Below are 22,241 nucleotides of genomic sequence, written 5' to 3'. Positions count from 1 at the left end.
GGCAGCTTTCGGGCTTCAGGCCTGGCGTCGCCGGTCGCGTCCCGTCACGGGAGGGGGCGCGACCGGCGCCGCTTGGACGGGTTACTTCACGTACAGCCTGCGCGGGTCGACGCCGCCGATGACGTCGTCGTACACAAGGCCGCCGATCTTGGACCCGGCGATCTGGGTCTGCTTGTAGTACGCCGTCGGGATGTTGGAGACGACGTCCTTCACGATGTACTCGTTGATCTTGTTCCAGGCCGCGGCCGCCTTGACCGGGTCGGTGAGGGCTGCGGCCGCGTCGATGTCGGCGTTCACCTTCGGGTCGTTGATGTGCGAGTAGTTGGACGCGCCGTCCTGGATCTGGCGGCCGTCGTACAGCGGCGGGATCACGGTCGACGCGCTCGGCCAGTCGGCACCCCACGCGGTGTGGTAGATGTCGTAGTTGTTCTTGACCTTGCTGACCTGGTCGTAGTACGTCTCGGCCGGGATCTCCTGGCGCTGGACGTCGAAGCCGGCCTTCTCCAGACCCGCCGCCATGGCGGTGGAGTACTGCTGGCCCTCAGGGGTGTTGATGTAACCGAAGGTCAGCTTCAGACCGACCTTGCCGGCCTTCTCAAGGAGCTGCTTGGCCTTGGCCGGGTCGCCCGCGGGCTTGGCCTTCTTGCCGAAGGGGTCGAACTTCGCGTCGTAGCCGGTCACGGTCGGGCTGATGAGACCGCCGGCGACCTCCATCGCGTCGGTGCCGCCGAAGGCACGCACGAACGGCGTGATCGGCAGGGCGTAGGCGATGGCCTCGCGGACCTCCTTCGACTGCATCTCCGGCTGGGACAGGTTGATGTTCATCTGGCCCACGTACGGCTGGTAGCCGGAGACCGTGCGGGACTTCAGCGCCGCGTCGTTCAGGACCTTGGTCAGGTTGCCCGCGTCGACCTGGTTGCTGAAGCTGATCGCGGTCGCGTTCGCGCCCGAGTCGTCGAGGATCGCCTTGGTGGAGTCCTCGTACTGCTTGTTGAACTCGAAGCTGAACTGGTCGGCGTACTGGTGGCGGACCGCGTCGGTCTTCGCGTCCCAGTTGGTGTTCTTGACCAGCGTCATCGACTTGCCGGACTTGAACTCGGAGATCTTGTACGGGCCCGAGGTCATCGGGGCCTTGTCGTACTTCTCCTTGGTGTCCTTGGCCTGCGACACGATGGAGTAGCCCGCCATGGCGAGCGCGTACGGCAGGTCGGGCTTGGCCGTCTCGAACTTGAAGACGATCGTCTTGTCGTCGGGCGTCTCAAGGACGCTGTCCGGCAGGTGCTTGCCCTTGTACGGACCGTCCGGGAGAAGCTTGCGGTACTCCGCGCCCGGGGTGTTGGCCATCCACTGCTGGATGAACGTCGGGCCGTTGGAGACGAACGGTGCGAAGAGCCGCTCGAAGGTCTGGCGCACGTCCTTGGCGGTGATCGCGGAGCCGTCGGCCCACTTGATCCCGTCCTTGAGCGTGAACTTCCAGGTCTTGCCGCCGTCCGTGGTCGTACCGCTGTCGGTCGCCAGGTCGCCGACGACCTCGTGCTTCTCGCCGTCGTCGCTGGTCGCCTTGTAGCTGGTCAGACCGCGGTGTATCAGCTGCGACAGGGCCATCTCGTCCGAGACGTAGATCTGTCCGGGGTCGAGGTGCGCGAAGCTGTCGCGCTGCAGCACCGTGATCGTGCCGCCCGCCTTAGCGCCGGTGATCTCGGCGGCCGGGCCGGTCGAGGCCTTCTCGTCGCCGAAGGTGATGCCGGACTGCTGCCGCTCGGCGTTCTCCTTGTCCTGCTTGTCGTTGTCACTGCCTTTGCTGCCACCCTCGCTGCAGCCGGTGAGCACGAGAGCCCCCGCCGCGAGCAGTGAGAGCGCGGCGTACGCGCGGCGTCCACCCTTACCCATCACTCAGATTCCACCCATCTTGTGTCACCGGTGTGCCTGTCACCAGTGCGAATTGAAGTGCGGACCGGCATCAGAGGTGCCATCCGGTCGTTGTCGGGCGAGGATGCCCACAACTCGGTGGTCAGCGCGCCGTCTTGGGATCGAAGGCGTCCCTGACCGAGTCCCCGAGCAGGTTGAACGCCACGATGAAGATGATCATCGAGATGCCCGGGAAGAACATGTAGGTGATGTCGTTCTGCATCACGAGTTCGGTCGACGCCTTGGAGAACATCTGTCCCCAGTCCGGCGTCGGCTCGACGATTCCGACCCCGAGGAAGGACAGACCGGCCTCGGCGGTCACGAAGTTGGGGAGCATGTACGTCGACTGCACCAGGATCGGCGTGACCACGTTGGGCAGGATCTCCCTGCGGATGATCCGCGTCGGAGACGCCCCGCTGACCTTGGCGGCCTCGATGAACTCCCGTTCTCGCAGGGCGAGTGTGGTGCCGCGCAGGATGCGCGCCAGACTCATCCAGCCCAGGAACCACTGCACCGTGATGAGGGCGACGACCCGGACGTACACGGGTGTCTCGTCGCGCGGGCTGACGAACAGCGAGACCACGACGGGCATGCTCGCGATGAAGAACAGCTGGGCCGGGAAGGCGAGGAGGAAGTCGATGACCCGGCTGATCCAGTAGTCCGTCCGGCCGCCGAGATAGCCGGCCGCGACCCCGAGGAGGATGCCGGTCAGCACCGTCGCGACGGTGACCGCCAGCGAGATCATCAGGGAGTTGCGGATGCCGTAGATCAGCTTGGTGAAGACGTCGTAGCCGTTGCCGGGCTCCAGGCCGAACCAGAACTCGCCGCTGATGCCGCCGTTGGGCTGGATCGGCACACCGGCGCTGTCGAAGAGTTCGGGCCGTTCGTCCGCGAACACCGTGTACGGGTCCTTGCCGTACAGCTTGGCTATCAGCGGGGCCGCGAGGCCGACCACGAAGAAGAAGATCACGACGTACGCCGAGATCACTCCGGTGCGGTCGCGCTTGAAGCGGATCCACATCAGCTGACCCGGAGAGCGGCCCTCGAGCTGCTTGGCCTCTTCCGGTTTCGTCTTCGGCGCTTTCTCGCCGTCGACGACGACCGACGTACCGCCGCCCTCGATGTCGATAGGACTTGTCACAGTTCGCCCATTTCACAGGTGTGGGTGTGCCGAACCGGCGACCGGCGCGAGAGATGCGCGATCGCGGTTCGGATCATGAAGAAGCGTCAGCGGCGACGCACGGCCCACGGGAGAACCCGCAGCCGGACGCGCGTAGTGGTAAGGGCGTGGCCCTTCAGAGCCGATCGCCGTGCGCCGGGGCGCAGTTGCCGACTACTGCGGACGCTGTGACCCACCTGGTGCTTGTGACACCGCGCATGGGACTCCTCCTCATGACTCCACGTGTTCACCAACAGGAGGGGGTTCATGTCTTTCCTCCGACACCCCTGACGGAGGGTCAGACACCCCCTGGTGCTCGAGAGTCGGCGCCGTCCCCACGGCGCGAGACCCATTGACCCGAGCGCTACGCGGCTAACTATCTGCCATGAGCCAACCGGCGACCACTGTCTTTAAATCTCGATTCAGTCACAGCTGGCGCGTACATCTTCCGAAATTTGGACAAACCGTCTGGCGGGATAAGGCCGCGAAACGGACGTGTTACATGTGTATCGGGCGTGGATCTCCGCATTACGGACATCGACCTCAGGAATCCGACTGAAAATGAGTTGCAAAAAGCCCGGGCACCCCCAAGATGGGGGCACCCGGGCTTCAAGCGACCGATTGTCAGCCGTGCTTGGCGCGGCTCGCGGTACGGGCGCGGTCACGCTGGTCGAGCACGACCTTGCGGATGCGAACCGCCTCCGGAGTCACCTCGACGCACTCGTCGTCACGGCAGAACTCCAGCGACTGCTCGAGCGACAGCTTGCGCGGCGGCACGATCGCCTCGAACGAGTCGGCCGCGGCGGAACGCATGTTGGTGAGCTTCTTCTCCTTGGTGATGTTCACGTCCATGTCGTCGGCGCGGGAGTTCTCGCCGACGATCATGCCCTCGTACACCTCGGTGCCGGGGTCGGTGAACAGCACGCCGCGCTCCTGGAGGTTCGTCATCGCAAAGGCGGTGACGGCGCCCGCGCGGTCGGCGACCAGCGAACCGTTGTTACGGGTCGTCAGGACGCCGAACCACGGCTCGTGGCCCTCGTGGATGGAGTGGGCGATGCCCGTGCCGCGCGTGCCGGTCAGGAACTCGGTCCGGAAGCCGATGAGGCCGCGGGAGGGGACGACGAACTCCAGGCGGACCCAGCCCGAACCATGGTTGGACATGTTGTCCATCCGGCCCTTGCGGACGCCCATGAGCTGCGTGACCGCGCCCATGTGCTCCTCGGGGACGTCGATCGTCATGCGCTCGACCGGCTCGTGGACCTTGCCGTCGATCTCCTGGGTGACCACCTGAGGCTTGCCGATGGTCAGCTCGAAGCCCTCACGGCGCATCTGCTCGACCAGGATGGCCAGCGCCAGCTCGCCGCGGCCCTGCACCTCCCAGGCGTCGGGACGCTCGGTGTCCAGGACGCGGAGCGAGACGTTACCGACCAGCTCGCGGTCCAGGCGGTCCTTGACCTGACGGGCGGTGACCTTGCGGTCCTTGACCGCGGCCTTGGCCGAGGCGCCCTTGCCGGTGCCGCCGCGGCCGACCAGCGGTGAGGTGTTCGTACCGATGGTCATGGAGATCGCCGGCTCGTCGACCGTGATCAGCGGGAGCGCGATCGGGTTCTCGGGGTCGGCGAGGGTCTCACCGATCATGATGTCCGGGATACCGGCCACGGCACAGATGTCACCGGGCCCGGCCATCTCGGCCGGCTTGCGGGTGAGCGCCTCGGTCATCAGCAGCTCGGTGATGCGCACGTTGGACATCGTGCCGTCGCGCTTGATCCACGTGACGGTCTGACCCTTGCGCAGCTCGCCCTGCTCGACGCGCAGCAGCGCGATACGGCCGAGGAAGTTGTCGGCGTCCAGGTTGGTGACGTGCGCCTGGAGCGGGGCCTCGGTGTCGAACTGCGGGGCCGGGACGTGCGAGAGGATCGTGGAGAAGAACGGCTCCAGGCTGTCGCTGTCCTGCGGAACCGTGCCGTCCTCCGGCTTGGTCAGCGAGGCGACACCGTCACGCGCACAGGCGTAGACGATCGGGAACTCGATCTGGTCCTCGTCGGCCTCCAGGTCCAGGAAGAGGTCGTAGGTCTCGTTGACGACCTCGTCGATCCTGGAGTCCGCCCGGTCGGTCTTGTTGATGCACAGGATGACGGGCAGACGCTGCTGGAGCGCCTTGCGCAGCACGAAGCGGGTCTGCGGCAGCGGGCCCTCGGAGGCGTCCACCAGCAGCACGACGGCGTCGACCATCGACAGGCCGCGCTCCACCTCGCCGCCGAAGTCGGCGTGACCGGGGGTGTCGATGATGTTGATGGTGATGACGTCCCCCCCGTCCTTGGGGTGGTACTTCACCGCCGTGTTCTTGGCGAGGATCGTGATGCCCTTCTCACGCTCCAGGTCGTTCGAGTCCATCATGCGGTCGTCGAGCGACTCCGCAGCGTGCGCGGCGAAGGCGCCGGCCTGCTTGAGCATGGCATCGACCAGAGTCGTCTTGCCGTGGTCGACGTGGGCGACGATGGCGACATTGCGGATGTCGTGGCGCGTGGCCATATTGCGGCGTACTCCCGGAGTCTTAGGAAGGGGCGTCGCGTACGTCTGGTGTTACGCGGACCCTGCCGGGCTGTACATGCCACGGCCTCACCCCATGGTACGTGGCGTTGACGGGGACGGCCTCCGCAGGGGACTCAGGCCTCCCCGACGGCACGGGATCCGGCCGGGCAGCTCCGCACCGCGGCCTCGTGCGCGGCCGTGTCCTTACGGGGGTCGTCGGCGCAGGAGAGGAAGCCGATGCCGAGGGTGTCCCAGCTGCGTACGTGCCCTTTGACCGGCTCGCCGCCGTCGCAGGTGTACGTGAAGTCGGCGTCGACCATTTTGAGGGCGTCCCAGGAGTAGTACGCGCCCTTCGTGAGTTGCGTCTCCACGTCGTAGTAGGTGTCGTACCGGGTGTCCTCGTCGTCGGAGGGGTCGGCGAGCGGCTCCTGGACCTTCAGGTGCCTGCCCAGCGCGAGGATCACCCCCCCGGCGTTCGTACCGTCCGGCACGGGGCTCACCGTGGGCTGGTACCTCAGGGTGTCGTAGGACCTGAGCCGGGCCTTGTAGGACGCCGTCCTCTTCTTGATCACGATGGGGTCCGCCAGCCGGATCAGCTTCTCCGTGCGGGTGACACCCGACCACGTGTACGTCCCGTCCGCACAGGCTCCGGCTCGGTCCTCCGTGTCACCGCTGCAGCCCGTCAGCCCCGCCCCGAGGGCCACCAGCGTCGCCCCCACCACCCACGTACGCATCCCCGTCGTCCCTCTCCCCGGCCGTACGACGGCCGCCACCCCGCTCGTTGCGGGGTGGCGGCCGATCGTGTGCTGAAGGGAATGATCTCCTACTTCGCTGTGGGGCTCGCCGCCGGCCTCGCGCCCTTCTTCAGGAACCCCATGTCCTCGTAGACCGGAGTCCCGAAGCCGAAGGCCCCCGCGTTCACCACGTTCTTCCTCGCGGCCGTCAGCTGGGGCCGCTGGTACAGCGGGATGGATCCGGCCGCCGCCCAGATGCGGGAGTCGGCCTTGCGGATCAGGCCCCGGCTCTCGCGCTCGTCCAGCGTCGCCACCGCCTGGTCGAAGAGCTGGTCCACCTGGTCGGTGCCGACCCGCGTGTAGTTCTGCTCGACGTTCAGGGAGCCGTCGGCCGCCGGCACCGGCTTGGCGTAGATCGGGCGGCCGTCGGTGGCGGGGAAGGCGGAGGCGGGCCAGGAGTACAGGGCGAGGTCGTACTGGCCCGACGCGATGTGGTCCTTGAAGTAGCTCTCGTCCTCGACCTTGGAGATCTCGGTGCGGATACCGACCTTCCGCAGCATCCCCGAGATCCGGTCGGCCACCGTACCCAGGGTCTGCGAGCCCGGGCCCGACGGCAGTACGAAGCGGAGCGTGAGCGGCTTGCCGTCCTTGGCCAGCGCGCCCGCCGCGGTGCCCGCCGCCGCGGTGCCCGCCGGCGCGGCGGTGCCCCGCGGGGCGTACGCGCCCGGCGCCCCGCCCTGCTTCAGCTTGTTCGTGTACTGCTTGCCGTCCTGCGCGAGGTGCTTGGGGTCCTTCTTCTCCCGGTCGGCCTCACGGCGCGCCTTGTCGTCCTCGCCGACGATGTACGTGTCGTCGTCGCCGTCCTCCGACTTCGCCCCGGCCTTCTCGCCCTCGGCGCCGGCCGCCTTCTCCCCCTTCTTCTTCTCCTCCTTGAGGGGACCGCCCCGCACCCATCCGGCGTCCGTGAGCAGGGCCTGCGCCTCCGCCGTGTCCTGGCCGCCGAGCGCGCCGCTGTTGTCGGCGTACGCGGCCTGGCCGGAGAGCGCGAGATGGCTGCCGACCGGTTCGGCGGGCAGGCCGAGCGGCGTGAGGACCACCGAGGCGAGGGCCTCCCGGTCCAGGGCGCGGGCCACTGCACGGCGCACCCGCTCGTCGGCGAGGGGGCCGTCGGCGCCGTTGAGGGCGAGCTGGGTGTAGGCGGGCTCCAGGGAGCGGCGGACCTCGAATCCGCGCAGCGCCTGCTGCTGACGGGCGTACGTCGTGACCGCCGTCCGCTGCTTCTCGCGGGCGCTGATCTCGTCGTCGGCGGCATCCTCGTCGGAGCCGTTGGCGACGGCCCAGGAGCGCAGGGAGTCGGCGGCGCTGAGGTCGCTGCCGGGGCCCATCAGCGGGGTGCTGCTCGCGCCGCGCCTGGGACCGGCGGCGACGGTGATCCGCTTGACGGACTCAGGGTCGATCTCGGCCAGGTCGAGCTTGCCTGCGGCCAGTGCGGCGGCGCGCTCCTCGCGCGGCACGGCCCGCAGCACGATCTCGTCCAGCTTGGCGGGGTGGCCCCACCAGCGCGGGTTGCGGTCGAGCGTGACCTCGTCGTCCTTGCGGTCGACCTCCTTGAGCCGGTACGGCCCTGCGGTGACCTTGAGCTTCTTGCGGGCCCCGTCGTTGAAGGAGTCCGGGGTGCCCATGACGTCCTTCGGGTACAGCGGCGAGAACAGCGACTTCCAGTCGGCGTACGGCCGCTCGAAGGTGACCTTGACCTCCAGGTCGTTCTTCCCGCGCTCGATCCTCTCGATGCGGTCGTAGCCGGCGTTGCGGGCCGTCCAGTACGCGGTGTCCTTGCCGGACAGGGCACGCCACTGCGCGGCGAAGTCGGCGGCGCCGATCTCCCGGCCGTCGCTCCACACCGCCTGCTGGTTGAGCTTGTACAGCACGACCTGCTGGGGCTCGGTCTCGACGACCTCCGCCTTCTCCAGGTAGTCGGGGCTGACCTGCGGACGCCCGTTGGCGTCGAGCCGGTACATCGAGGGCAGGACGGCCTGGGCGACACGGGTGGTGGTGCCGTCGGCGTCCGCCTGGAACGTGTTCAGGGTCTCCGGCACGGAGTCCACGGCCCAGCTGAGACTGCCGCCGTCGGCGACCATCGCCCGGGCGACGGGCGCGACGTCCGGCCCGGCGAGCGGCCGGCCGGCCGGATCCTTCGTACTGCAGCCGGCGAGTGCGGGCACGGCCAGCGCACCCGCGGTGAGGAAGGCGACCGAGCGCATGACCGCGCGCGGGCCGACGCCGTCGTGGGACATGCCACATACCTCCGGGGGTGCACCGCCGGTTTGGATCACGTTTGGCGGTATATGGAGTTGATCAGATGTATGCGGCCACTGAAGAGGAAAGGGTTCGGCAGGGGGCGGCGACACGGCGAAGGCGGCGCCGAAGCCCACCCATGCGGCGCAATCCAGGGCGTACCGGGGGCGCGCACGGAGGCTCACGATCCGCCAATCCGTGCACGTCCCTTCACACCGGCAGGTGTGACGCGCAACACTCGCAGGCGCACATGAACGTTGCCGCCCTAAGTGAGGTCACGTCATGGCCCTGCACGATGAACTGGCATCGGCCCAGCGCTGTCTCGACGAGCTGCTCCGGTATGTGAAACGCCTGGAACAGCAGTTGGGCAGCGGTGGTCTCGAGATGCGCCGCGTCCGCATGGACGCCGACCGTCTCCGGGAGAGCCTCGTACTGCTGAAGGACGCCGACCCGGCGCTCGCGAATGCCAAGCGCCCCGATCTGGTCTCCATCCCCGACACCCCGTACGACAACACCCTCTGGACGGACTCGGACGACGAGGGACTCGGCGCCCGCGACCGCCACGCCCCCTGAACCCGACCGGAGTCATGCGTTGGCCACTGGTACGGAACCCCATCTGAACAGCGGCGGTGTACGAACGGGTACGCGCGCCGCGATCGACGCTCCGCATCTGCGGACCGACCGCTGGTGGCTGGCGCCTGCCGCCACCACGGCCGGTCTGCTGGCGTTCATCGTCTACTCGACCTGGCGCGCGTTCGCGAACGCCGACTACTACGCGGCGCCCTATGTCTCGCCGTTCTACTCCCCCTGTCTCGCGGAGAACTGCGAGCCGATGCGGAACGGCCCCAACTGGGAGATCTTCGGCAGCTGGTGGGGCTTCTCGCCCGCCGTCCTGATCCTGATCTTCCCGCTCGGCTTCCGGCTGACCTGCTACTACTACCGCAAGGCGTACTACCGGGGCTTCTGGGCCTCCCCACCGGCCTGCGCGGTGGCCGAGCCGCACAAGAAGTACTCCGGTGAGACCGGCTTCCCGCTCATCCTGCAGAACATCCACCGGTACTTCTTCTACGCCGCGATCCCGGTCGCCGGAATCCTGACGTACGACACCGTGCTCGCCTTCCGCGACGAGCACTACGAGTGGGGCCACATGGGCCTCGGCACCCTGGTGTTCCTCGTCAACATCCTGCTGATCTGGGCGTACACGATCTCCTGCCACTCCTGCCGGCACATCGTCGGCGGCAAGCTCAAGCACTTCTCCAAGCACCCCGTGCGCTACCGGATGTGGCAGTGGGTCGGGAAGCTGAACGCCCGGCACATGCTGCTCGCCTGGTCGTCGTTGGTGAGCGTGGCGCTCGCCGACTTCTACGTCTATCTCGTCGCATCCGGTGCCTTCGACGATCCGAGGTTGTTCTGATGTCCGTGGTGGACCGGCAGGAGTGGGACGTCGTCGTGGTCGGTGCCGGGGGCGCGGGCCTGCGGGCGGCCATCGAGGCGCGCGAGCGGGGCGCCCGCACGGCGGTGATCTGCAAGTCGCTGTTCGGCAAGGCGCACACGGTGATGGCCGAGGGCGGCATCGCGGCGGCGATGGCCAACGCCAACGAGCGCGACAGCTGGCAGGTCCACTTCCGCGACACCATGCGCGGCGGCAAGTTCCTCAACCAGTGGCGGATGGCCGAACTGCACGCGCAGGAGGCCCCGGACCGGGTGTGGGAGCTGGAGACCTGGGGTGCCCTGTTCGACCGCACCAAGGACGGCCGGATATCCCAGCGCAACTTCGGCGGCCACGAGTACCCGCGCCTCGCCCACGTCGGCGACCGCACGGGGCTCGAACTCATCCGGACCCTCCAGCAGAAGATCGTCTCGCTGCAGCAGCAGGACAAGAAGGAGACCGGCGACTACGAGTCCCGTCTGAAGGTCTTCCAGGAATGCACGGTCACCCGCGTCCTCAAGGACGGAAACCGGGTCTCTGGAGTCTTCGCCTACGAGCGGGAATCCGGCCGTTTCTTCGTCCTGGAAGCCCCGTCCGTGGTCATCGCGACGGGCGGTATCGGCAAGTCCTTCAAGGTGACGTCGAACTCGTGGGAGTACACCGGCGACGGCCACGCGCTGGCGCTGCTGGCGGGCGCGCCCCTTCTGAACATGGAGTTCGTGCAGTTCCACCCGACGGGCATGGTCTGGCCGCCGTCGGTGAAGGGCATCCTCGTCACGGAATCCGTCCGCGGTGACGGCGGGGTGCTGCGCAACTCCGAGGGCAAGCGGTTCATGTTCGACTACGTCCCGGACGTCTTCAAGGAGAAATACGCCGAGTCGGAGGCCGAGGGCGACCGCTGGTACGAGGACCCGGAAAACAACCGGCGTCCCCCCGAACTCCTCCCCCGCGACGAGGTCGCCAGGGCCATCAACTCCGAGGTGAAGGCGGGCCGCGGCTCCCCGCACGGCGGGGTCTTCCTGGACGTGTCGACGCGGATGCCCGCCGAGGTCATCAAGCGCCGGCTGCCGTCCATGTACCACCAGTTCAAGGAGCTGGCGGACGTCGACATCACCGCGGAGGCGATGGAGGTCGGGCCCACCTGTCACTACGTGATGGGCGGCATCGCGGTCGAGTCCGACACGGCCGCCGCACGCGGGGTGCCGGGGCTGTACGCGGCCGGCGAGGTCGCGGGCGGTATGCACGGCTCGAACCGGCTCGGCGGCAACTCCCTGTCCGATCTGCTGGTGTTCGGCCGCAGGGCGGGCCTGCACGCGGCCGAGTACGCGGCGGCCCAGGCGTTCGCGCGCCCCGCGGTGGACGAGATCCAGATCGACGCGGCGGCCGCGGAGGCGCTGCGCCCCTACTCGGCGGAGTACCCGGAGACGGGCGCGCAGGACGCGCGTCCGCCGGAGAACCCGTACACCCTCCACCAGGAGCTCCAGCAGGCCATGAACGACCTCGTCGGCATCATCCGCCGCGAGCCCGAGATGAAGCAGGCCCTGGAGAAGCTCGCCGAGTTGCGGGTACGGGCCCGGCGGGCCGGCGTCGAGGGCCACCGCCAGTTCAACCCCGGCTGGCATCTCGCCCTGGACCTCAGGAACATGCTGCTGGTCAGCGAGTGCGTGGCGCGGGCCGCGCTGGAGCGCACGGAGTCGCGCGGCGGCCACACCCGCGAGGACCATCCGACGATGGACCGCAAGTGGCGCCGTCTCAACCTGCTGTGCCAACTCACCGATCCCACCGGCGGACTGGCGGCCACGGACCCGGTCCGCGGCCAGATCGAGCTCACCCGTGAGACCACCGACCCCATCCGTTCCGACCTGCTCGCCCTCTTCGACAAGGAGGAGCTGGTCAAGTACCTCGCCGAAGAGGAGCTGTACGAGTGAGCAGCTACAAGGCCCGCTTCAAGGTGTGGCGCGGCGATGTGAAGGGCGGCGGCCTCAAGGACTTCGCGGTCGAGGTCAACGACGGCGAGGTGGTCCTGGACATCATCCACCGCCTCCAGGCCACCCAGGCCCCCGACCTCGCCGTCCGCTGGAACTGCAAGGCGGGCAAGTGCGGTTCGTGCTCGGCGGAGATCAACGGCCGGCCGCGACTGCTGTGCATGACCCGGATGTCGGTCTTCACCCGGGAGGAGACGATCACCGTCACTCCCCTGCGTGCCTTCCCGGTCGTCCGCGACCTGGTCACGGACGTCGGCTTCAACTACGAGAAGGCACGCGAGGTCCCGGCCTTCGTGCCGCCGGCGGATCTGGGTCCCGGCGAGTACCGGATGATGCAGGAGGACGTGGACCGCTCGCAGGAGTTCCGCAAGTGCATCGAGTGCTTCCTGTGCCAGGACACCTGCCATGTGGTCCGTGACCACGAGGAGAACAAACCGGCGTTCGCCGGACCCCGCTTCCTGATGCGGGTCGCCGAGCTGGACATGCATCCGCTGGACGCGGCGGACGAGAGCGGCCTGGACCGCAAGAAGGCGGCCCAGGACGAACACGGCCTCGGCTACTGCAACATCACCAAGTGCTGCACGGAGGTCTGCCCCGAGGGCATCAAGATCACGGACAATGCGCTGATCCCGCTGAAGGAGCGGGCGGTGGACCGCAAGTACGACCCGCTGGTGTGGCTGGGATCGAAGATCAGGAGGAGGCCCTCGTAGCTCCGGCGCCCGCCGGGAACCGGGCCCGGCGCTGCACGTACAGGCCGAGCATGGCCACGGCCACGCCGGCCAGCGCGTACGGGAAGAAGCCGGGGTGGCGCGACGCGTCGAGCGGGCCCAGGAAGAGGAACGCGCCCGTCCCGGCCTGGTTCAGCAGCGTGCCGTATCCCCACACCCTGGGCCGGAGTATCTTCGCGCTTCCCCGCCCCGGGAGCAGCCAGCCCTTGGTGACGGCGGCCGTACCGATCGCCAGGCCGGCCGTGATCACCACGGCGCCCACGATTCCCAGCACCTCGTTCATACCGATCATGCTTCCACGAGCTCCAGCACACGCAAGAGATTTGACTCGGCGATGGCCTGCATGAAACCAGGGTTTGGGAAGTCACCGTCCAGGAGCCGGAGCGGGCCCGCGACCAGGGACAGGTGCATGGCGAGCCGGTAGAGGCGCAGCCGGTCCTCGTCCAGGCCGGGGACGCTCAGCGCGTCGTAGCGCGGCCCGAAGCGGATCCGCAGGAAGACGTGCTCCCACTCCACGTCGAGGTACATGAGGCCTTCGATGTCGATGAGGGCGGGCCGGCCGTCGGTGTCCAGCAGGACGTGGTCGGGGCCGAGTTCACCGTGGATCAGGGTGTGGCGGGCGCGCGGGCGCACGGCGGCGGCCAACTCCTCGATCCTGGCCGCCAGTCGGTCCGCCGCGGCGGCGATCCGGGCATCCCGTACGGCGGTGGCGGCGATGTCGCGCAGCGCGCCCTCGGTGATCCGCCGCGCGCAGGAACTCGTCGACGGGGCACCGCCGTTGTCGACGACCACGACCTTCCCGAAGTCCGGGCCCTCGTGCGCGTGCAGGAGCGCGAGCTCTCCGGCCAGCCGCTCCAGGGAGGCGCGGGCCGCGGTCGGGTCCCTCTCCAGGGCCTCCTCCAGGCTGCCGCCCGTGATGTCCTCCATGATCGCCACGTCCGCGGGGACGTGGGTGTGCGTGGCGTCGGCGTGCAGGACACGGGGCGTGCGGACGCCGGCCGCGACGAGACGGTCGTGGGCGGCCGTGAACACGTCGAGACTCGAGCCCGCCGAGAAGGGGTCGCGCAGGTCGGAGGGGCCGGAGTCCCAGTAGTCCTCGGCGGCCGACCAGACGTAGGCGACCGCCGTGCTCCCGTCGTCGAGGGCGAGCCGGTAGACGCCCTTCTTGGAGCCGCCGCGCAGCCGGGTCACGGCGGCCAGGGTGCGGTGGGGGCCCAGGGCGGTGCGGGCGAGCGGTGCGAGGTCGTCGCGCGTGAGGAACTTCCGGGTCGCGGTCATCCGGCAGATCGTCGCAGCAGTGCGTGGCGGACCGCCTCCGTTTTTCTCAGCGCACCCAGTCCTTCTCGTACGCCGTCCAGTCCGCCTCCGTCGCCGCGAAGTCGACGTACAGCGCCACGCCGAAGTTGGCGCGGTCCGCGTCCGTGCGGGACAGGCCGAGCCGGACTCCCCTGACCGCGGCCGGGACCGTCTCGGCGGCGGCGCGGTGGCCGAGCTTGTTCTCGTGGAAGAAGGGCAGGCCCATGAGGAGGTCCGTCGAGGGCGGGGTCACTTCCAGGGCGAGCGAGGTCTGCTGGGCGACGTAACCGCCGTACAGGCTCTCCAGGGGCATCGCGGTGTCGTACGACATCACGGCGATCTGGTCGACGCGCCGCGCGACCTGCCCGAAGTACTCCTGCGACCACCACTTGGGATGCCCGGTGAGGGCGCCCGCGACCCAGTGCAGTGCCGGGAGCGGGTCGATCTGGTGGGCGGCGACGGAGAGGGGGACGCCGCGGTCGCGGGTGACCGCGCGGAGGGAGTCGAGGAGGGTGAGGTAGTCGTGGTCGCCGGAGTGGAGGGGCTCCAGGTCGAAGTGGACGCCGTCGAAGCCGGTGGCGAGGATCTCGCGGGTGGAGCGCACCACGGCGTCGCGGGTCGCCGCGCGGTCGAGGTGCAGACCGTCGGGGGTCTCGTTCGCGAGCTTGTCGCCGAGCCAGGCCTGGACGCGGATGCGCGGCGCCGCGCTGTGCAGGGTGGTGATGAGCCGGCGGGCTCCGGGATACGACGACTTCGGCAGCGTTCCGTCGTGTTCCAGGGGGCCCGAGTGGACGTAGAGGTCGCGGATGCCCGTTGTCTTCAGGCGTTCGGCGAGTGCGGTGACGTCCTTGTCGGTCTCCCGGCCGTCCACCCAGGCGTGGCCGAGCCAGATCGCGTCGCGGTTGCGGGTGTGGGTGCCGTCCGCGGGGTCGCCGGTGTAGTTGAGGCGTAGCGCTGTGGCCGCGGCGAGGGTGGGGAGCAGAAGGGTCAGTGCCGAGGCGAGGGCGATGCGCTTGAGCCATCGTTTCCAGCCCGCACCGCCCTTGCCGCTCTCCCCGTCGGGTACGGGTGGGCCCTGCGAGGGTTCGTCGGCCTCGGCGACCGTGGGTTCCTTCTCGTCGCCGGTCCCTGTCTCGCTCATCCCCGCGCCCCCTCGCTCCCGACCCTGCCCCGCCGTTCCACCCCTGCCCCACCCCGGTCGCGCCGCCGCATTCCTGCTCATACGCTCCGGAATGTGACGTCATCCTTGTTCTGGGGCCGACAGCGGCGCGCGACCTCGCACATATCCGTGCGGGTGGCGCACACTCTGCTGGGCGGGCTGGCCGGGGTGGTGTGGCTGGTGTTGCCGGGGATGACGTTCGACGACGGTGCCGCGGTTGCGGGGCCCCGGGCGGGGACCGCGCAGCAGATCCAGGCTCAGGAGGACGGATCCTCGGCCGCCGACCTCGTCCTTCCGCTCCTCGTGGTGGGCGCCGCGGGTGCGGTCGCGGGATACACCTACGTACGCCGTACGCGGCGGGCCCGGACCCGCACCACTCCCGGCGGCGCCCTCGTCGCCCCGTGGACACCGTCCACCGGTGAACTCGACGCACAGGCACAGGCGTTGCTCGTCACGGCCGACGACTGCGTCCGCACCAGCCGTGCGGGACTCGGCTTCGTCGAGGCACGGTTCGGGAAGAGTGCCGTGGCGCCCCTCACGGCGGCCCTGCGGGACGCGGAGGGCGAGCTGAGGGCCGCCTTCCGGATGCGGCAGCAGTACGACGACGGTGTACCGGAGGAGCCCGCGGCCCGGCGGCACGCGCTCGCCGGGGTCGTCGGACGGTGCGAGGAGGCCGGGCGGCGGCTGGACGCGGAGGCGGCCCGGTTCGACCAGCTGCGGGCGCTGGAGAAGGGCCTGGGCGAGGCCCTGGAGGTCGCCGAGGACCGCTTCCGGGCGCTGGCCGGGCGCACCGGGACCGTCGAGGCGCTCCTCACCGACTGGCACGAGCGGTACGCCCCCTCGGCCACCGCCCCCGTCACCGGCCACACCGAACAGGCCAAGGACCGCCTGGTGTTCGCCACCGTCCGCCTCAACCAGTCCCGCCAGTGCGCCGACCGCGCGGAGACCGAGAGGGCCGCCCTGCACCTCTGCGCCGCAGAGGGCGCGATCGCCCAGGCCGCCATCTTCCTGGACGGCGTCGAACGGCTCGGTGCGGCACTGAGGAACGCCGAGGCCCTGGTACCGGCGGCACTGACCGGCGCGGAGGCGGAACTCGCGAGGGCACGGAAAGGGCCGGCCGATGTGCCCGCCGGTGAGCTGTGGGCCCGGATCCTGCATGCCGACGGCGCCCTGGCCGTCGTACGGGACGAACGGACCACCGGACCGTACGACCCCCTCGGCGCCCTGCGCCGGATCGTGCGGTCGGCCGGTCCGCTGACGACGGAGCCGACGGCCGGGGTGCTGGGAGCGGCCGCCCTGCTGGTCGGCCGTACCGCGATATCCGCCGCGGACGATGTCGTCGCGACCCACCGGGGCGCGGTGGGCGCGGTGGCCCGCACCCGGCTGGCGGAGGCGGCCCGGCTGCTCACCGAGGACCCGACAGCCGCGGCCGAGTACGCCGGGGAGGCCCGCGACCTCGCCGAACAGGACGTACGGGTACACGGCAACCCGGCGACAGAGCACGAGAGCGGTGTGGCGGGGGCGATCCTGGGCGGGGTACTGCTGGACGCCGAAACGCCCACGACCTTCGGCGGCCCACGGACGCGGGCACGCGGGACGGGCGCGAACGCGCCCCTCTAGGGGCGCGGGGAACCGCGCGAACAGCCACGAACAACCCGCAGCCGCCGACGACCGCGAACCCCCGACTCAGTAGGCATGCTCAGAACAAGCTGAGCAAGGCCTCCGCGGGGTCCGCCAACCCCGTCTCCCCGTCCGGCAACGGCAGCTCGAACCACACCGTCTTGCCCCGAGGCGTCCGGCGCGACCCCCACGCCGCACTCAGCAGCCCGACCAGCTGCAGCCCGCGCCCGCCTTCGTCCGTGTCACGCGCCCGCCGCCGCCGCGGCTGCACCAACCCGGAGTCCCACACCTCGCACACCAGGGTCCGGTCCAACAGCAACCGCAGCCTGATCTCACCCTCGCCGTACCGCAGAGCGTTCGTCACCAGCTCACTGACCAGCAGCTCCGTCGTGTCGACCAGCGGCTCCAGATCCCACGCCAGCAACCGCGCACGGGCGTACTCCCGCGCCCGCCCCACACTCCGCGGCTCCCGCGGCAGCGTCCAGTCGCCCACGGAGTCCTCGGGCAGGCCCTGGACACGTGCCATCAGCAGGGCGATGTCGTCCTCGCCGTGGTGGCTGTCGAGGGTGTTGAGGACGTGGTCGCAGACGTCCTCGAGCGGCTGGGCGGGATCCGTCAGCGCGCCCACGAAGGCCTGGAGCCCCTCGTCGAGGGGGTGATCGCGGCTTTCGACCAGTCCATCCGTGTAGAGCGCCAACAGCGCGCCTTCGGGGAGTTCGACCTCAACCTCCTCGAAGGGCTCGCCCCCGACGCCGAGCGGCATGCCCGGCGGCACGTCGAGCATGAGGGCCGCCTCTCCGGGCTCCACGAGGACCGGCGGCAGATGACCCGCGTTGGCGAAGGTGCAGCGGCGGGTCACGGAGTCGTAGACCGCGTACACACAGGTCGCCAGGTACACCTCGGACAGGTCGGCCTCACGGGGCCGACGGGCCGCGCGGGTGGCCTGCTGGACACCGCCCGGCGCACCGAGGCCGCGCGCGATCTCGTCCAACGCGCTCAGCACTTCGGCCGGTTCGAGGTCCAGCAACGCCAGCGTCCGTACGGCGGAGCGCAGTTCACCCATCGCCACCGCCGCCCGCAGCCCGCGGCCCATCACGTCGCCGACCACCAACGCCGTACGGTGACCCGGCAGTTCGATGACGTCGAACCAGTCGCCGCCGACCTCGCTGGGCCGGTCGGAGGAGGAGTTGCCCGGCAGATAGCGACACGCGATGTCGAGGCCGGAGGCGACCGGGTCGCCCGGGGGCAGCAGGGACCGCTGCAGCATCAACGCCCGCTCGTGCTCACGCCGGTACAGCCGCGCGTTGTCGATACAGACCGCCGCCCGCGCCGCCAGCTCCACCGCCAGATCCCGGTCCCGGTCCCCGAACGGCTCGCTGCCCTTCGTACGGGCGAACTGCGCCAGTCCTACGACGGTGTCGTGGGCGACCATCGGCACGGCGAGCGTGGACTGCACCAGGCCGCCCTCCTCGGCCGGGATGAACAGCGGGCGGGCGGTGCGCAGGGCGTCCGCGCAGGGCGAGTTGAAGGGGTAGTGATGGACGGCGCCGACCGAGACGGGCGGGCCCGAGCTGATGAAAGGGGCGTCGGAGACGGCGCTGGCGAAGGCGACGCGGCGGAGTTCCGCGCTGCCGTCGGCGAGTCCCGGCGGGGTCTCGTCCCCCGCCAGGAGGCCCTGGTAGAGGTCGACCGTGGCCAGGTCGCAGAAGCCGGGGACGACGACGTCCAGGAGTTCGCGGGCCGTGGTCTCCAGGTCGAGGGAGTTGCCTATCCGGGCGCCGGCCTCGTTGAGAAGGGCGAGATTGCGCCGCGCCGCGGCCGCTTCCCGGGCTGCCGCGCGACGGGCCGTGATGTCGGTCGCGAGCCAGGCGATGCCGATGGGGCGGCCGGAGCCGCTGCGCACGCGGTAGAGGTTGACCGACCAGTGGCGGCGCTCGTCGGAGCCGGGCAGAAAGCCGGTGACGTGCATGTCCGTGATGGATTCGCCGGTCTCCAGGACGCGGCGCAGGGTGGCCGCCACCCGCTCGGCCTCGGGTCGGGGCAGATAGTCGCTGACTCCCTTGCCACGGTGGTCGTCCGGGGTGCCGCCGAAGAGGGAGGCGAAGCGGTGGTTGGCGCGCCGGACCCGCAGATCGGGGTCGATCAGCAGAAAGCCGAAGGGAGATTGACCGAAAATCGACTGCGAGGCGGCAAGGTCGGTCTCGATGCGACGCAGAGTGCGGACGTCCACGACGATACAGACGGCGGCCCGCTCACCCTCCGCGGTCTGCGTCGGCATGACGTAGACCTCTGCCAGCCCCTCCTCGCCCGCCTCTTGGTCGGCCGACTCCGGCACCCGGAAGGGGACCACTCCGGTCCACTCGCGGCCGTCGAGGATCTCGGCCATCTTGCGCTGACCGACCTCACGCTGGTCGGCGTCTATGAACGCCTCGATGGGGTCCATGCCGACGGCCCGGTCGGCGGGGATCCCGAAGAGCTGCTCGGCACGCACACTCCACTGGTCCACGAGGCCGTCGGGGCCGATGGAGAAGGACGCGACCTTGATGTAGTCGTAGATGGAGCCGGGCGGACTGCTCTGCCACATCGCGTCGCCCCGGGGTGCGCCAGCGGCTCCGCCGGGTCCACCGGTGGATTCCAGACCTGTTCCGCCCATGGCACCACGCGTCACGTCGGCCGCTGTGTCACCCACGGCCTCCGACCTCGCGCCGTCCGACGGGTCCTCGGACTCCGTGGCCTTCGCTGGTATCTCGCTCACGCGAACCGTCCCCTCCAGCTCACCGCGTCCGGCACCGGTCACCGGCAGCGGCTGCCCGCAGTATCCAGCACTACGGCGCCGCACAACACGGTGTTCACGATCACAGCACGGTCCCAGCGTTTTTTGGACCGCACCGCGACAACACTTCCAGTCTTCTAACCAGCCAACACACTGTCGAATCACGTACTCCGGCAACCGTCAGTGGCCTGAACCAGTTGCTGGACAGCGCGGGCGGGGTCGTACAGCCCGGACGCCCCCGGTTCATTCCGGGACCGCGAGCTCGAACCACACCGTCTTGCCCGCCTCACCTGGTCTGGTGCCCCAGCGGCGCGAGGAATGGGCGACCAGTTGCAGACCCCGGCCGCTCTCGTCCTCGGGGTCGGCGACCCGCTCCCGCGGCGGGTCCGGGAGCGGGTCGGAGACCTCGACCAGCAGGACGTCAACGAGGCCGGTGGGGCGGACGAGGCGGACGCCGATGGGGCCGGTGGCATGTCGCAGCGCGTTGGTCACCAGCTCGCTGACCAGCAGGGTCGTGATGTCGGCCACGCTGTCGAGGTTCCAGTCGCGCAGTCGGCCGCGGACGGCGGTGCGGGCGGCGCGTACGGCGCCGGGGTCCGCGGGAAAGGTCCAGTCGGCGCAGTCGCCATCGGTGTCGATCACGCCGATCACTTCCCAGGCCACGCCCATGTCCGGTTTCATGGGGTTAATGGGCACATACCCGATATCCGGGGCGGGGTACCGCGTGGGAGGGCGCCTCGTGGTGCGAACGGCGTAGCTGGGGGCGCCTATGAGGCTGGGGGTGGCTGTTGTGTGGCGGCTGCGGGTGAGTGGTGGCTTGTCGCGCCCCGCGGCGGAGCCGCAAATGTCACAGCCCCGCGCCCCTAGGGCATCTACAGCCGACCGGCGATTTCACGGACCGCCTCTACGTCCTGGTCCAGCCACGGCACGTCCCAGAGCTCGGCCGGGGTCAGCCAGCGGAGGTCGTCGTGGTCCTGTAGGGGCTTGGGTTGCGGTGAACCCGGGAGCAGACGGGCCGTCCAGACCTGGAGGACGTAGGGCGGCTTCAAGGGCCACTCCCCCGGGATTCGCTCCCCCACCTCCGCCTCTACGCCCAGCTCCTCCCGAAGCTCGCGCGCCAGCGCTGCCTCGGAGGTCTCGCCCGGTTCGACCTTGCCGCCGGGGAGTTCCCAGCGGCCGGCCAGTTCGGGGGGTGCGCTGCGGCGGGCGGCGAGGAGGTGGTCGGCGTCGAGCAGGGCCGCGCCCACCACCACGATCGGTTCCGTCATGTGCCGGAGCCTACGGGAGGCGTCGATCGGTCAGTTCGCCGTCGCGCTGCCGCCGTTCTGGCCGATGCGTTCGACCCAGTACAGCTGCTTGTGGCCGCGGCTGTCGAGGCTGTCCGCGATCTTCTGCGCCTCGGCCCGGGTGGCGTAGCGGCCCACGCGGTAGCGATTGCCGTTGTCGTCCTGCCGTATGACGAGCCAGGGAAGAGTGATCGTGCCGTCGTTCATCGCGCCCCACCGCCCCTTCCCGCTCGCGGTTGTCGCCGTACCCCGCCCGCTAAGGAAACCGCAATCCGCATATGCCCGAGCCTACGCCTAACCTTTACGCAGCGAACACGGATTCTCACAAAGAGGTACGCAACCAGCCAGAACGCAGGGGGCGTGCGGCGTCGAACGCGCCGTGCGCCCGCATGAATGCATCCGGTCAGAGCGGTGTGCGCAGGCCCGGGGCCACCTGCGAGAACGGCCAGATTCCAACGCCGCTCGCATAGGCCCCGGTTGGACGGGTACTGGTGGCAACTGCCGTAGCGGCGTGCGCTACTTCACCGGAAGGTGGTAGGCGACCCGGTAGCGGTCCGCCGGGATGACCACGTCGGCCGTCTCCACGGGGCGGCCGGAGGCGTAGAACGTGCGGTGGACGACCACGACGACATGGCCGGGGACGCCGCCCAGCGCGAGGAGTTCCTCGGCGAGACCGGGGCGGGCGCCGACCTCCTCGGTGACGTTGTCCACGATCACGTCGATGGCGGCCATGCGCTCGACGACGCCCATGCCGCCCAGCGGGCCCTCCTCGGGCAGCATCACGGGGGTGCGGCCGGTGACGGCGAGGGGCTCCCAGGAGGTGGAGAGCATCATCGGCTCGCCGTTGTCCCGGTAGACGTACTTGGTGCACATCACGCGGTCGCCCGGCCGGATGCCGAGCCGCTCGGCGACGGCGACGCTCGCCTCGGCCTGCGCGCTGCGGGACTCCCAGGTGCCGCGTGTCTCGCCGTCGGCCTGCTCCTGCCGGAAGGGCGTGGCCCCGCCGTCCGGACGGAAACCGGAGCGGGCCACCCGACGCGGCACCGGGCGCTCGCGCACATACGTCCCGGAGCCGGAGCGGCCCTCGACCAGCCCCTCGGCCATCAGCACCTTGCGCGCCTCCAGGGCGACGGTGTCCGAAACGCCGTACTCCTCGCGGATTCTCGCCTGGGACGGCAGCCGGGTGTGCGGTGGCAGCGAACCGTCGGCGATCTTCTTGCGGAGATCGCCCGCGACGCGCAGATACGCCGGCTGCTCACCGAATGTCACTGGCCGCTCCCATCAGGTTGTACAGACAGCAACAGCGTGGCAACCGTGGGTTCCGCCATGCAAGCAAA

At 69.8% G+C, this 22,241-nt stretch carries 18 protein-coding genes; 5 read left to right on the top strand and 13 right to left on the bottom strand.

Annotated features, from left to right (window positions below; all coding sequences use genetic code 11):
* Positions 1 to 81: 81 nt before the first annotated feature.
* The 5 genes from OHU89_RS32390 to OHU89_RS32370 form a co-directional block, all read right to left on the bottom strand.
* Positions 82 to 1,890, bottom strand: coding sequence for an ABC transporter substrate-binding protein (locus OHU89_RS32390; protein WP_405648178.1), 1,809 nt, complete (start codon positions 1,888 to 1,890; stop codon positions 82 to 84).
* A gap of 121 nt (positions 1,891 to 2,011) precedes the next feature.
* The gene (locus OHU89_RS32385) at positions 2,012 to 3,049 is read right to left on the bottom strand and encodes an ABC transporter permease (RefSeq protein ID WP_351689507.1); all 1,038 of its coding nucleotides are present in this window, start codon (positions 3,047 to 3,049) and stop codon (positions 2,012 to 2,014) included.
* A gap of 642 nt (positions 3,050 to 3,691) precedes the next feature.
* The gene (typA, locus tag OHU89_RS32380; RefSeq protein WP_266888468.1) at positions 3,692 to 5,599 is read right to left on the bottom strand and encodes a translational GTPase TypA; all 1,908 of its coding nucleotides are present in this window, start codon (positions 5,597 to 5,599) and stop codon (positions 3,692 to 3,694) included.
* A gap of 134 nt (positions 5,600 to 5,733) precedes the next feature.
* Positions 5,734 to 6,333, bottom strand: a complete 600-nt coding sequence (locus OHU89_RS32375; protein ID WP_405648174.1) for a hypothetical protein — start codon at positions 6,331 to 6,333, stop codon at positions 5,734 to 5,736.
* Positions 6,334 to 6,422: 89 nt separating this feature from the next.
* A complete protein-coding gene (locus tag OHU89_RS32370; RefSeq protein WP_405648172.1) occupies positions 6,423 to 8,627 on the bottom strand; it encodes an ABC transporter family substrate-binding protein in 2,205 nt (734 codons plus the stop codon).
* Between the two features lie 283 nt (positions 8,628 to 8,910).
* On the opposite strand from OHU89_RS32370, the gene OHU89_RS32365 reads away from it, so the two are divergent.
* Genes OHU89_RS32365 through OHU89_RS32350 form a run of 4 tightly spaced genes read left to right on the top strand, consistent with a single transcriptional unit; the run spans position 8,911 to position 12,752 of the window.
* Positions 8,911 to 9,201, top strand: a complete 291-nt coding sequence (locus OHU89_RS32365) for a hypothetical protein (RefSeq protein WP_266888474.1) — start codon at positions 8,911 to 8,913, stop codon at positions 9,199 to 9,201.
* A 19-nt stretch (positions 9,202 to 9,220) separates the two neighbouring features.
* Complete coding sequence (locus OHU89_RS32360) at positions 9,221 to 10,042, top strand: hypothetical protein (protein ID WP_405648169.1); 822 nt, start codon at positions 9,221 to 9,223, stop codon at positions 10,040 to 10,042.
* Positions 10,042 to 11,985: a fumarate reductase/succinate dehydrogenase flavoprotein subunit gene (locus tag OHU89_RS32355; protein WP_405648167.1), complete on the top strand. Its 1,944-nt coding sequence runs from the start codon at positions 10,042 to 10,044 to the stop codon at positions 11,983 to 11,985. The genes OHU89_RS32360 and OHU89_RS32355 overlap by 1 nt, the downstream gene beginning before the upstream one ends.
* The gene (locus OHU89_RS32350; RefSeq protein ID WP_405648165.1) at positions 11,982 to 12,752 is read left to right on the top strand and encodes a succinate dehydrogenase/fumarate reductase iron-sulfur subunit; all 771 of its coding nucleotides are present in this window, start codon (positions 11,982 to 11,984) and stop codon (positions 12,750 to 12,752) included. The genes OHU89_RS32355 and OHU89_RS32350 overlap by 4 nt, the downstream gene beginning before the upstream one ends.
* Here the strand turns inward: OHU89_RS32350 and OHU89_RS32345 are convergent.
* Genes OHU89_RS32345 through OHU89_RS32335 form a run of 3 tightly spaced genes read right to left on the bottom strand, consistent with a single transcriptional unit; the run spans position 12,733 to position 15,207 of the window.
* Positions 12,733 to 13,062: a hypothetical protein gene (locus OHU89_RS32345; protein ID WP_405648163.1), complete on the bottom strand. Its 330-nt coding sequence runs from the start codon at positions 13,060 to 13,062 to the stop codon at positions 12,733 to 12,735. The genes OHU89_RS32350 and OHU89_RS32345 overlap by 20 nt on opposite strands.
* On the bottom strand, positions 13,059 to 14,048 hold the full coding sequence (locus OHU89_RS32340) for a phosphotransferase (protein WP_405648161.1): 990 nt from the start codon (positions 14,046 to 14,048) through the stop codon (positions 13,059 to 13,061). Before OHU89_RS32340 ends, OHU89_RS32345 begins: the two co-directional genes overlap by 4 nt.
* 46 nt (positions 14,049 to 14,094) lie before the next feature.
* Positions 14,095 to 15,207, bottom strand: coding sequence for a hypothetical protein (locus OHU89_RS32335; RefSeq protein ID WP_405648159.1), 1,113 nt, complete (start codon positions 15,205 to 15,207; stop codon positions 14,095 to 14,097).
* Positions 15,208 to 15,300: 93 nt separating this feature from the next.
* On the opposite strand from OHU89_RS32335, the gene OHU89_RS32330 reads away from it, so the two are divergent.
* Positions 15,301 to 16,845, top strand: coding sequence for a hypothetical protein (locus OHU89_RS32330; RefSeq protein ID WP_405648156.1), 1,545 nt, complete (start codon positions 15,301 to 15,303; stop codon positions 16,843 to 16,845).
* A 79-nt stretch (positions 16,846 to 16,924) separates the two neighbouring features.
* Here OHU89_RS32330 and OHU89_RS32325 read toward each other — a convergent pair whose 3' ends face one another.
* From OHU89_RS32325 to OHU89_RS32305, 5 genes are all read right to left on the bottom strand, one after another.
* Positions 16,925 to 19,600 (bottom strand): SpoIIE family protein phosphatase, encoded by a 2,676-nt coding sequence (locus tag OHU89_RS32325; RefSeq protein ID WP_405648154.1) that lies wholly within the window; start codon positions 19,598 to 19,600, stop codon positions 16,925 to 16,927.
* A 261-nt stretch (positions 19,601 to 19,861) separates the two neighbouring features.
* Complete coding sequence (locus tag OHU89_RS32320) at positions 19,862 to 20,299, bottom strand: ATP-binding protein (protein ID WP_405648151.1); 438 nt, start codon at positions 20,297 to 20,299, stop codon at positions 19,862 to 19,864.
* Positions 20,300 to 20,490: 191 nt separating this feature from the next.
* Positions 20,491 to 20,886, bottom strand: a complete 396-nt coding sequence (locus OHU89_RS32315; RefSeq protein WP_405648148.1) for a (deoxy)nucleoside triphosphate pyrophosphohydrolase — start codon at positions 20,884 to 20,886, stop codon at positions 20,491 to 20,493.
* A gap of 30 nt (positions 20,887 to 20,916) precedes the next feature.
* Positions 20,917 to 21,111 carry an SPOR domain-containing protein gene (locus OHU89_RS32310; protein ID WP_405648146.1) on the bottom strand — a complete coding sequence of 65 codons (195 nt, stop codon included), beginning with the start codon at positions 21,109 to 21,111 and terminating at the stop codon, positions 20,917 to 20,919.
* A 309-nt stretch (positions 21,112 to 21,420) separates the two neighbouring features.
* Entirely contained in the window at positions 21,421 to 22,173 is a 753-nt protein-coding gene (locus tag OHU89_RS32305) for a GntR family transcriptional regulator (RefSeq protein ID WP_266888494.1), read from the bottom strand.
* Positions 22,174 to 22,241 lie beyond the last annotated feature (68 nt).

It is taken from the genome of Streptomyces sp. NBC_00019, from assembly GCF_045041015.1.
Lineage (GTDB): Bacteria > Actinomycetota > Actinomycetes > Streptomycetales > Streptomycetaceae > Streptomyces.
The sequence above is the reverse complement of the archived record's forward strand: the minus strand, read 5'-3'. Positions and strand labels throughout refer to the sequence as shown.

Excerpts from the sequence above, each read along its gene's own strand:
- OHU89_RS32390 (WP_405648178.1), bottom strand. The coding sequence starts at position 1,890 with ATGGGTAAGGGTGGACGCCGCGCGTACGCCGCGCTCTCACTGCTCGCG.
- typA (WP_266888468.1), bottom strand. The coding sequence starts at position 5,599 with ATGGCCACGCGCCACGACATCCGCAATGTCGCCATCGTCGCCCACGTC.
- OHU89_RS32375 (WP_405648174.1), bottom strand. The coding sequence starts at position 6,333 with ATGCGTACGTGGGTGGTGGGGGCGACGCTGGTGGCCCTCGGGGCGGGG.
- OHU89_RS32370 (WP_405648172.1), bottom strand. The coding sequence starts at position 8,627 with ATGTCCCACGACGGCGTCGGCCCGCGCGCGGTCATGCGCTCGGTCGCC.
- OHU89_RS32365 (WP_266888474.1), top strand. The coding sequence starts at position 8,911 with ATGGCCCTGCACGATGAACTGGCATCGGCCCAGCGCTGTCTCGACGAG.
- OHU89_RS32355 (WP_405648167.1), top strand. The coding sequence starts at position 10,042 with ATGTCCGTGGTGGACCGGCAGGAGTGGGACGTCGTCGTGGTCGGTGCC.
- OHU89_RS32345 (WP_405648163.1), bottom strand. The coding sequence starts at position 13,062 with ATGATCGGTATGAACGAGGTGCTGGGAATCGTGGGCGCCGTGGTGATC.
- OHU89_RS32340 (WP_405648161.1), bottom strand. The coding sequence starts at position 14,048 with ATGACCGCGACCCGGAAGTTCCTCACGCGCGACGACCTCGCACCGCTC.
- OHU89_RS32335 (WP_405648159.1), bottom strand. The coding sequence starts at position 15,207 with ATGAGCGAGACAGGGACCGGCGACGAGAAGGAACCCACGGTCGCCGAG.
- OHU89_RS32320 (WP_405648151.1), bottom strand. The coding sequence starts at position 20,299 with ATGAAACCGGACATGGGCGTGGCCTGGGAAGTGATCGGCGTGATCGAC.
- OHU89_RS32315 (WP_405648148.1), bottom strand. The coding sequence starts at position 20,886 with ATGACGGAACCGATCGTGGTGGTGGGCGCGGCCCTGCTCGACGCCGAC.
- OHU89_RS32310 (WP_405648146.1), bottom strand. The coding sequence starts at position 21,111 with ATGAACGACGGCACGATCACTCTTCCCTGGCTCGTCATACGGCAGGAC.